The sequence below is a fragment of the Streptococcus vicugnae genome (assembly GCF_016461705.1).
GTDB lineage: Bacteria > Bacillota > Bacilli > Lactobacillales > Streptococcaceae > Streptococcus > Streptococcus vicugnae.
The window spans coordinates 1-7,124 of record NZ_JAEMHW010000009.1; the positions used below are offsets into that span (position 1 = coordinate 1).

The window sequence follows — 7,124 nt, forward strand, 5'->3', positions numbered from 1 at the left end:
TCAATCATAGTTAAGTGACGATAGCCTAGGAGATACACCTGTTCCCATGCCGAACACAGAAGTTAAGCCCTAGCACGCCTGATGTAGTTGGGGGTTGCCCCCTGTTAGATATGGTAGTCGCTTAGCAAAAGGGAGTTTAGCTCAGCTGGGAGAGCATCTGCCTTACAAGCAGAGGGTCAGCGGTTCGATCCCGTTAACTCCCATTATATGCGGGTGTAGTTTAGTGGTAAAACTACAGCCTTCCAAGCTGTTGTCGCGAGTTCGATTCTCGTCACCCGCTTTATTGATAATTTGGCTTACCCAAGTTTTCTTGGGCGCATAGCTCAGCTGGTTAGAGCGCACGCCTGATAAGCGTGAGGTCGGTGGTTCGAGTCCACTTGTGCCCATTTATTAATATGGTCCGTTGGTCAAGGGGTTAAGACACCGCCTTTTCACGGCGGTAACACGGGTTCGAATCCCGTACGGACTATTATATTTATGGAGGATTACCCAAGTCCGGCTGAAGGGAACGGTCTTGAAAACCGTCAGGCGTGTAAAAGCGTGCGTGGGTTCGAATCCCACATCCTCCTTTCATATTGTTAACGCGGGATGGAGCAGCTCGGTAGCTCGTCGGGCTCATAACCCGAAGGTCGTAGGTTCAAATCCTGCTCCCGCAATAGTTTGGCTCGGTAGCTCAGTTGGTAGAGCAATGGATTGAAGCTCCATGTGTCGGCGGTTCGATTCCGTCTCGCGCCATTAAAACTTAATATTTTGGAAGGGTAGCGAAGAGGCTAAACGCGGCGGACTGTAAATCCGCTCCTTCGGGTTCGGGGGTTCGAATCCCTCCCCTTCCATATTACGGGCATAGTTTAAAGGTAGAACTAAGGTCTCCAAAACCTTCAGTGTGGGTTCAATTCCTACTGCCCGTGTTAAAAATATGGCGAATGTGGTGAAGTGGTTAACACACCAGATTGTGGCTCTGGCACGCGTGGGTTCGATTCCCATCATTCGCCTTTATATTATTGGGGTATAGCCAAGCGGTAAGGCAAGGGACTTTGACTCCCTCATGCGTTGGTTCGAATCCAGCTACCCCAGTTACTTGCCGGCGTGGCGGAATTGGCAGACGCGCTGGACTCAAAATCCAGTGTCCGCAAGGACGTGCCGGTTCGACCCCGGCCGCCGGTATAGTTGATTTGACAAGGTTTTTAGACCTTGTCTTTTCTTTTTTCTTTTCAAAATTTGAGACTAAAGTTACTAAAAATTTCTAGTTTTTTATTTTTTAGATGGTAATTTCAGCTTATAAAAAAGAGAAGAAGTTTTACCCTTCTTCTCTTTAAAACTAACTAACCAATGCTAATTTTTAATTCTTGATTAAGAGCTACAGCTAATTTACTCATAGTTTCAATGCTAGTGTTATGTCCTCTTTCAATACGAGCGATAGTTGATTGAGGAACATGGGATAGCTCTGAAAGTTGGCGTTGTGTTAGACCTGCTTTTGAACGGGCATTAGCAACAGCCAGTGCACTTTCTAAGATGGCTTTTTCAGCTTGGTAGCCTTCATTAAAAGAATTATCACTAAGTTGTTCATTTAGGAAATCATCGAATTTAATTGTTCCCATTTTTCTGTTCTCCTTCAAATTCTTTTTTGATGAGTTGTGCTTTTTTAATCTCATTAATTGGTGTCTTTTGAGATTTTTTGGTAAATCCATGAGTAATAATATATCTATTATCCATGGCATGAAAGTAGAGCGCACGTTGAATATTAGATGACACTTTGGAACGAATTTCAAAAATATCACTATTTAATTTCTTTACCCATTCCATACGCTGGGCTGTTAATAGTCCATGCTCTTGTATCATGCTGATAGTCGCTAATAGTTTTTCTTTGTCTTTTTGTGGTAAAGATTTATAAAACTCTACAAATTCATTATGACCATTTGGTCTTGTATAGAACTCAAATATTGGCTTTTTCATTGTACCTCCATGATAGCATATATTGTTCAAAAAAACAACGGATAATTCTTCAACCATTTAAAATAAATTATCAAGTTTATCTGCCAATGCAACTTGTTTACTTGGATATAAATGTGAATAAGTGTCAATTGTGGTTGTTATAGATGCATGTCCGAGACGTTCTTTCACAACAAGGTAATCTTCGCCTTGATTAATTAAAAGTGAAGCATGGGAATGTCTTAAATCATGTATTCTTATTTTTTTAAGTTTAGGATTACGTTTTAATAAACCACGATAATACTTTTCAATACTATCTTTAGTAATTGGAATAGGACAATTTTGAAATAGTTGTAAGTCTGAACAATCATCATTTGAAAATTGCTTTAGCAACTCAGATTGTTTGTGTTGCCATACTTCTAGTTCATTCATCAATTTAGCGTTAATGACAATCTGCCTAATACTAGCTTTAGTTTTAGGAGTGCTGATATAACTAACTCCTTTTTTGAAGTAGACTGACTTTGAAACAGTTATTGTATTTCTAGAAAAATCAATATCATTCCAATTAAGAGCCAAAACCTCTCCTAGTCGCATGCCAGTGAAGTATAAAACCTTAAATAATAGTTGATAGTGATATTCTTCTGGGGTAAATAATTCCAAAAAAACTTTAAATTCAGAAATAGTCCAATAGTTTAGCTTTGGCTTATCAATAGGTAGTTTTTTGATAAGTGTCACAGGGTTAGAAGGGTAGAATCCTTTACGAACACCGACATCCATAATCTTCTTTAATAAAATCATGATTTTGTTAATGGTATTTGAACTCAAAGACTTTTTGGTGTTTTTAGAAATTGTTCCAATAAGGTGTTCCCTAAAATCATAGAAATCATCATATTGTAGTTTACTGACATCAGTGACTTTTTCAAAGTAATGCTTAATATGACGGTTATAATTATTTTCTTGTGTGTTAATGTAACTTTGTTTTCTATGATTCACAATGTCCTCTTCTTTAAGAAAGGCATATAACATATCCATGGTTATTTTTGCGCCAAAGTAGCGTTCTTTAAGTTCGACACTTCGTAAATATTGTTCGGCTTCAAGAGCTTCTTTTTTTGTTTTAAAACCTTTACGGATAATTCGTCTTTGCTTTAAAGTCACGGGATTAAAACCATTACTAACATCAACTAACCATCCATTGTTTCCATTCTTTTTAACGACCATAATTTACTTTCTAAAATTTAATATTAAGAAGCTCTTCTACAATAGTCGCAGGAATAGTACCAATTCGTTTATTCTTGTAAATGGGAAAGCCTCGTTCAATCAAGACAAGTTTTCCTTTACGAATAATTTGTCGAGAAGTCCCTTCGGAAAAACCAAGGGCAACAAGGTCATCTTTTGTAACAGTTGTAATCATAATAGTTGTTCTCCTTATAAATTATGTTATAATAAGGACAAGCTAAGGGGAGTTGTCACTCCCTTTTGTCCTAAGAGCTAAAAGCGTTTCCTTTTATTGGTCTAGAGGGGCGCTTTTTGTTTCGGGTAATATTCTGGGAAAGATATAGTATTCTAACACATGATTGATAAATGCTTCTTTATTATCAGTTGAATAAACTTTCTCTTCCCCAAAAAGTAGTGATGATTCTCCTAAATAATCATGAGTTTCTAATTCTTGAATTTGTGATAGATTGAAGAATCTGTCCTTTTCAGACTTCTCATTCCTTTTAGAAATTTCAAGGACATTATTAAACCGTCTAATATATTGGTTCAAATCTTCATGCTGAATTTTACCAAAGAAACTTTTAAGGGATTTGTAATTGGTGATGATAATTATCCGACCAATGACTAACTTATTTTTATAGCGAGCAGATAGATGTGATTTATTTAAGGGGTCTAATAATTTTAGCCAGTCGGCAGGTAGTAGACTATCATATCTAGGGTCATCTAAGAGAATAATTTCTTCCCCAAAATATTCATCAAAAATATTCTTAGTACCTGCGCTGTACATCTTCCAGTTATAATTATATTCTTTAGCTCTTTTGATAATCTGTTCAATTAATTCTAAAGCTAAAGAGGTTTTTCCAATACCAGAACTTCCATGAATATAAATAACAGCTGGTTGAAATTCCCCATTTTCTAATTGCCTTAAAGTCCGTTTAGAAGCAATTTTCCCATAAGCTCTAAAAGCTTCATCTAGTTTGGTCTGATTATAAGACCATAGGAAAGTTAGTTCTTCATTTGCAAAAATATCATCCTCTGTCAGCGTTCCATTAACGATAGCTTGAAAAACACTATCTAATTCCTCGTCTGATTTTTCACGTTTAACAGTTGCAGAACGCTTGATAAATTCTAATTGATGTTCTTGAAAAAACTCTTTGTAATTGAAAGTTCCAAAAGTCTCTACATCATCAGGCGAATATTGGTATTTATCAGGATTCTTAGCATGGATTAAATAAGCTTTGGAGTTTACTTTTCCATACTTTCCACGTCCACTAGGTTCAATATATTGTGGTAGTAATCCCAGGACACTCGCTAAATGGTTTAGGTCTCTTCTACTCGCAAATTCAATATACCCATGGATATGAGGTTCAACTAAAGTTAAATTATACTTTTTATCTTTATCATGAACAATGAAGGCAACTTTAGCAGGAATACTTTCTTCAAGTGTCTGAATTCGTCTATGAATTTCTTTAAAAATAGCTCCCTTGTTCTCTTTCCAATCCTGAAAGAGCTTCTTTTTTTCTTCATCCCAGTTCCAGTAATCTGACTTAAGCTGCTGCTCAAAGATAAAAGTAGTGGCTCTTTTTCTATCAGACATAAAACTCCTTTCTAGATTTGGGCAAATTAATTTAATTTGCCCATGAATTTGCCCCCTGATTCATTAAGGAAATTAAGTTCTTTAAAAATCCCCTAATCCCTTGAAATTAAAGGGTTACACACCATTCTGTCGACAAGCCCTGAATGGTGTGTGCGTTGCTTAAAGGGTTTTGGCAAATTAAAATTCCAAAAAAGTCTTTGAATAAGTCAGTACCCCTTTTCAAATAGTTCGGGCGTTAGCGCTTAACCGTGCCCTTGCGAGCTACCGCATCTTGCGTCCTCGCTCGCAGGCACTGACTAACCGCCCTCACCTGAAAAGGCTACTGACCTTTAACTTGCTCTTTGACCAAAGCAATATCATCAGCTTTAGCACTCAATTCTAGTGATACAAATTCAGACCCCTTAGTGGTACGTGTATAAACACCGACATTAAGGTTGGTAAATTTAACAGTAACTGAACCTTGTTCAGCTAACTTTTCCTTAGAAATAATAGGTACTTCACCATCTGGATTCGGCACTTTAACAGCCACTTTTTCATAGCGTAGTCTTGGTAGAACTACCATGTATTTCCATCCTAGATGAACACGTTCATCATTATTAAGTTCATACCAATCTTGGATTTCAACGAGTTGGTAATCTTTTTCTTCCCAGTTTTTAACCATAACTTCGGTAGTTTTAATTGACATATTTTGTCCTCCTATTTTTTAAATTTCTTGAAGAATCCTTTATTTTGGTCATCTTCTAACTCATTCAAACGTTCTAACATACTTGTTAAACGTTGTGATAAAACACGATTGTCTGCTTGGAGAGCAGTTACTGTTTTGTTGATTTCTTTTTTAAAGTTGTAGAAATCAAATTCAAGTTCCAGTAAATCCTCTTCTAAACTTTGCGCTTGCTGGGTATTTTGGTCACCCCAAACCTTTTTAATAGAACTATCTAAATCTTTTGTCTTATCAACTTCTTTAGATAACTCAATGAACTTAGCGACCTCATCTTTTGAAAAGTCAAAGAATACTTGTACGCTATACCGACTGACTCTGGCTTTAGTTTTTATAAACTCATAGCCAGATAGGTTTTCAATCTTTTTACGCCACTTTTTAATAGTGCTAATAGATTTTCCAGTTTGTTTAGCTATGTCCACATATTCAATAATCATCACCTCTTGTTTTTGTTTTAGATATTTTACATCTTTCAAAGATATTATAATCTTATAAAGTAGATAAGTCAAGATATTTTTGTGTTTTTTTAGATATTTTATATCTTTTTATGATATAATCTTACTAGAGGTGATAAAATGAATGACTATTTAATACAAAACTTCGGAAAAAATGTTGCACAGTTAAGAAAGAAAAAAGGAGTTACTCAAGCAGAACTAGCAGAAGTTATTGGAGTAAAAAAAGCAGCTATTTCTAAAATTGAATTAGGCACAAGCTATCCAACATTCGCAAATCTAGATAAAATTGCTAGGTATTTTAAAGCAACACCTAATGAACTTTTTGGAACAAGTACAGACATTGAATTAGAAAGGGCTGTTATTAAGACGGATAAGTATAGTGAAAAAGCTGAAAAAATTATCCGTGCTGTATCGAAAATAGAAGAATATAGTGAGAAAGCGGATAGGATTTTATATACTTTAGAACGTATTGATGAGTTAGAGAGAATCCTCGATTCTTCTCAAGATTATTCAAATGAAGTTATCTATATTCTTGATAGATTAACTTATGCACCAATTATGGAAACTGATAAAGGAGAACCATTATATCGTGATGACTTTGGTCATCTAACTGCAGACCCAAGTGAAGGAGTTAAATACGCTCGTCATCTTTCACAACTCCAATTGCTTTTAAAACAGGCTGATAAGATTAAAGAAATTGCAAATAATGTCAATTTTATTTTGGAACATCAAGACTTATTAAAAGATAAATAGCTATTGAGAATTTTATAAAGTAGTAGCACTTTTTATAATAAAATCATGATTTGAACAAAAATACTTGAAAGGAAGCTCCTTTCAAGTATTTTTGTTATCAATATTTAATCTTGTAGTAATCCTCATAAGATTTACCATCGTTAAATCGTTCACTAAGATGGTCAACGTCATAATCAATCGGTTTAGCATGACGGAGATATTTAGATACCACCTCATACTTATGACGAAAAGAACGATGAAAATTAAAGCTTTCTCCCGCTAAAATGTAAGTCTTTCCATTTTCTCTAACGGTTTCATATTCACTAATAGCTCCCAAAGCATAGTAAAATAAGAAGGCTACAAAGATAGAACTTGAAATAACAACTAAGCCAAATCCTAGAACTAACTTTTCTAACCAAGTGTCTTCATAGATATAGAGGATATTAACAACAATTCCCAAGAGAAATGCAATTAGCGA

Annotated in this window: 9 protein-coding genes, 12 tRNA genes and 1 rRNA gene; 14 read left to right on the forward strand and 8 right to left on the reverse strand. The window is 35.5% G+C overall.

Annotated elements, in window-relative coordinates:
• Window positions 1–10 precede the first annotated feature (10 nt).
• The 13 genes from rrf (at window position 11) to JG537_RS09530 (ending at window position 1,164) form a co-directional block, all read left to right on the forward strand.
• Window positions 11–126 (forward strand): 5S ribosomal RNA (gene rrf, locus JG537_RS09470).
• A gap of 4 nt (window positions 127–130) precedes the next feature.
• Window positions 131–203, forward strand: a tRNA-Val gene (locus JG537_RS09475).
• Between the two features lie 6 nt (window positions 204–209).
• Window positions 210–280, forward strand: a tRNA-Gly gene (locus JG537_RS09480).
• A 32-nt stretch (window positions 281–312) separates the two neighbouring features.
• Window positions 313–386: transfer RNA gene (locus JG537_RS09485), tRNA-Ile, on the forward strand.
• An 11-nt stretch (window positions 387–397) separates the two neighbouring features.
• Window positions 398–469 (forward strand) — tRNA-Glu (locus JG537_RS09490).
• A gap of 10 nt (window positions 470–479) precedes the next feature.
• Window positions 480–569, forward strand: a tRNA-Ser gene (locus JG537_RS09495).
• A gap of 13 nt (window positions 570–582) precedes the next feature.
• A tRNA-Met gene (locus tag JG537_RS09500) sits at window positions 583–656 on the forward strand.
• Window positions 657–662: 6 nt separating this feature from the next.
• Window positions 663–735: transfer RNA gene (locus JG537_RS09505), tRNA-Phe, on the forward strand.
• 17 nt (window positions 736–752) lie between these two features.
• Window positions 753–833 (forward strand) — tRNA-Tyr (locus JG537_RS09510).
• Between the two features lie 4 nt (window positions 834–837).
• A tRNA-Trp gene (locus JG537_RS09515) sits at window positions 838–908 on the forward strand.
• 11 nt (window positions 909–919) lie between these two features.
• A tRNA-His gene (locus JG537_RS09520) sits at window positions 920–992 on the forward strand.
• Between the two features lie 10 nt (window positions 993–1,002).
• Window positions 1,003–1,074, forward strand: a tRNA-Gln gene (locus JG537_RS09525).
• Window positions 1,075–1,080: 6 nt separating this feature from the next.
• Window positions 1,081–1,164: transfer RNA gene (locus JG537_RS09530), tRNA-Leu, on the forward strand.
• Window positions 1,165–1,322: 158 nt separating this feature from the next.
• On the opposite strand, the gene JG537_RS09535 is transcribed toward JG537_RS09530, so the two are convergent.
• From JG537_RS09535 to JG537_RS09565, 7 genes are all read right to left on the reverse strand, one after another.
• Entirely contained in the window at window positions 1,323–1,598 is a 276-nt protein-coding gene (locus tag JG537_RS09535) for a helix-turn-helix domain-containing protein (protein WP_114318872.1), read from the reverse strand.
• Window positions 1,585–1,953 carry a type II toxin-antitoxin system RelE/ParE family toxin gene (locus JG537_RS09540; RefSeq protein ID WP_199545178.1) on the reverse strand — a complete coding sequence of 123 codons (369 nt, stop codon included), beginning with the start codon at window positions 1,951–1,953 and terminating at the stop codon, window positions 1,585–1,587. The genes JG537_RS09535 and JG537_RS09540 overlap by 14 nt, the downstream gene beginning before the upstream one ends.
• A gap of 57 nt (window positions 1,954–2,010) precedes the next feature.
• Window positions 2,011–3,147: a tyrosine-type recombinase/integrase gene (locus tag JG537_RS09545; RefSeq protein WP_199545168.1), complete on the reverse strand. Its 1,137-nt coding sequence runs from the start codon at window positions 3,145–3,147 to the stop codon at window positions 2,011–2,013.
• A 10-nt stretch (window positions 3,148–3,157) separates the two neighbouring features.
• Window positions 3,158–3,340 (reverse strand): DUF3173 family protein, encoded by a 183-nt coding sequence (locus JG537_RS09550; RefSeq protein WP_199545170.1) that lies wholly within the window; start codon window positions 3,338–3,340, stop codon window positions 3,158–3,160.
• Window positions 3,341–3,433: 93 nt separating this feature from the next.
• Window positions 3,434–4,741, reverse strand: a complete 1,308-nt coding sequence (locus tag JG537_RS09555; RefSeq protein ID WP_199545172.1) for a Rep family protein — start codon at window positions 4,739–4,741, stop codon at window positions 3,434–3,436.
• Between the two features lie 319 nt (window positions 4,742–5,060).
• Window positions 5,061–5,426 carry a hypothetical protein gene (locus tag JG537_RS09560; RefSeq protein ID WP_199545174.1) on the reverse strand — a complete coding sequence of 122 codons (366 nt, stop codon included), beginning with the start codon at window positions 5,424–5,426 and terminating at the stop codon, window positions 5,061–5,063.
• 11 nt (window positions 5,427–5,437) lie between these two features.
• Window positions 5,438–5,935 (reverse strand): hypothetical protein, encoded by a 498-nt coding sequence (locus JG537_RS09565; RefSeq protein WP_246454409.1) that lies wholly within the window; start codon window positions 5,933–5,935, stop codon window positions 5,438–5,440.
• A gap of 99 nt (window positions 5,936–6,034) precedes the next feature.
• Between JG537_RS09565 and JG537_RS09570 the strand changes: the two genes are divergently transcribed.
• Window positions 6,035–6,667 (forward strand): helix-turn-helix domain-containing protein, encoded by a 633-nt coding sequence (locus JG537_RS09570; RefSeq protein WP_013642637.1) that lies wholly within the window; start codon window positions 6,035–6,037, stop codon window positions 6,665–6,667.
• A gap of 97 nt (window positions 6,668–6,764) precedes the next feature.
• On the opposite strand, the gene JG537_RS09575 is transcribed toward JG537_RS09570, so the two are convergent.
• A partial coding sequence (locus JG537_RS09575) for a hypothetical protein (protein WP_199545176.1) occupies window positions 6,765–7,124 on the reverse strand: 360 nt, incomplete at its 5' end.

Bases quoted from the DNA above. Each gene is read 5' to 3' on its own strand.
- JG537_RS09535 (WP_114318872.1), bottom strand. From the start codon at position 1,598: ATGGGAACAATTAAATTCGATGATTTCCTAAATGAACAACTTAGTGAT.
- JG537_RS09540 (WP_199545178.1), bottom strand. From the start codon at position 1,953: ATGAAAAAGCCAATATTTGAGTTCTATACAAGACCAAATGGTCATAAT.
- JG537_RS09545 (WP_199545168.1), bottom strand. From the start codon at position 3,147: ATGGTCGTTAAAAAGAATGGAAACAATGGATGGTTAGTTGATGTTAGT.
- JG537_RS09550 (WP_199545170.1), bottom strand. From the start codon at position 3,340: ATGATTACAACTGTTACAAAAGATGACCTTGTTGCCCTTGGTTTTTCC.
- JG537_RS09555 (WP_199545172.1), bottom strand. From the start codon at position 4,741: ATGTCTGATAGAAAAAGAGCCACTACTTTTATCTTTGAGCAGCAGCTT.
- JG537_RS09560 (WP_199545174.1), bottom strand. From the start codon at position 5,426: ATGTCAATTAAAACTACCGAAGTTATGGTTAAAAACTGGGAAGAAAAA.
- JG537_RS09570 (WP_013642637.1), top strand. From the start codon at position 6,035: ATGAATGACTATTTAATACAAAACTTCGGAAAAAATGTTGCACAGTTA.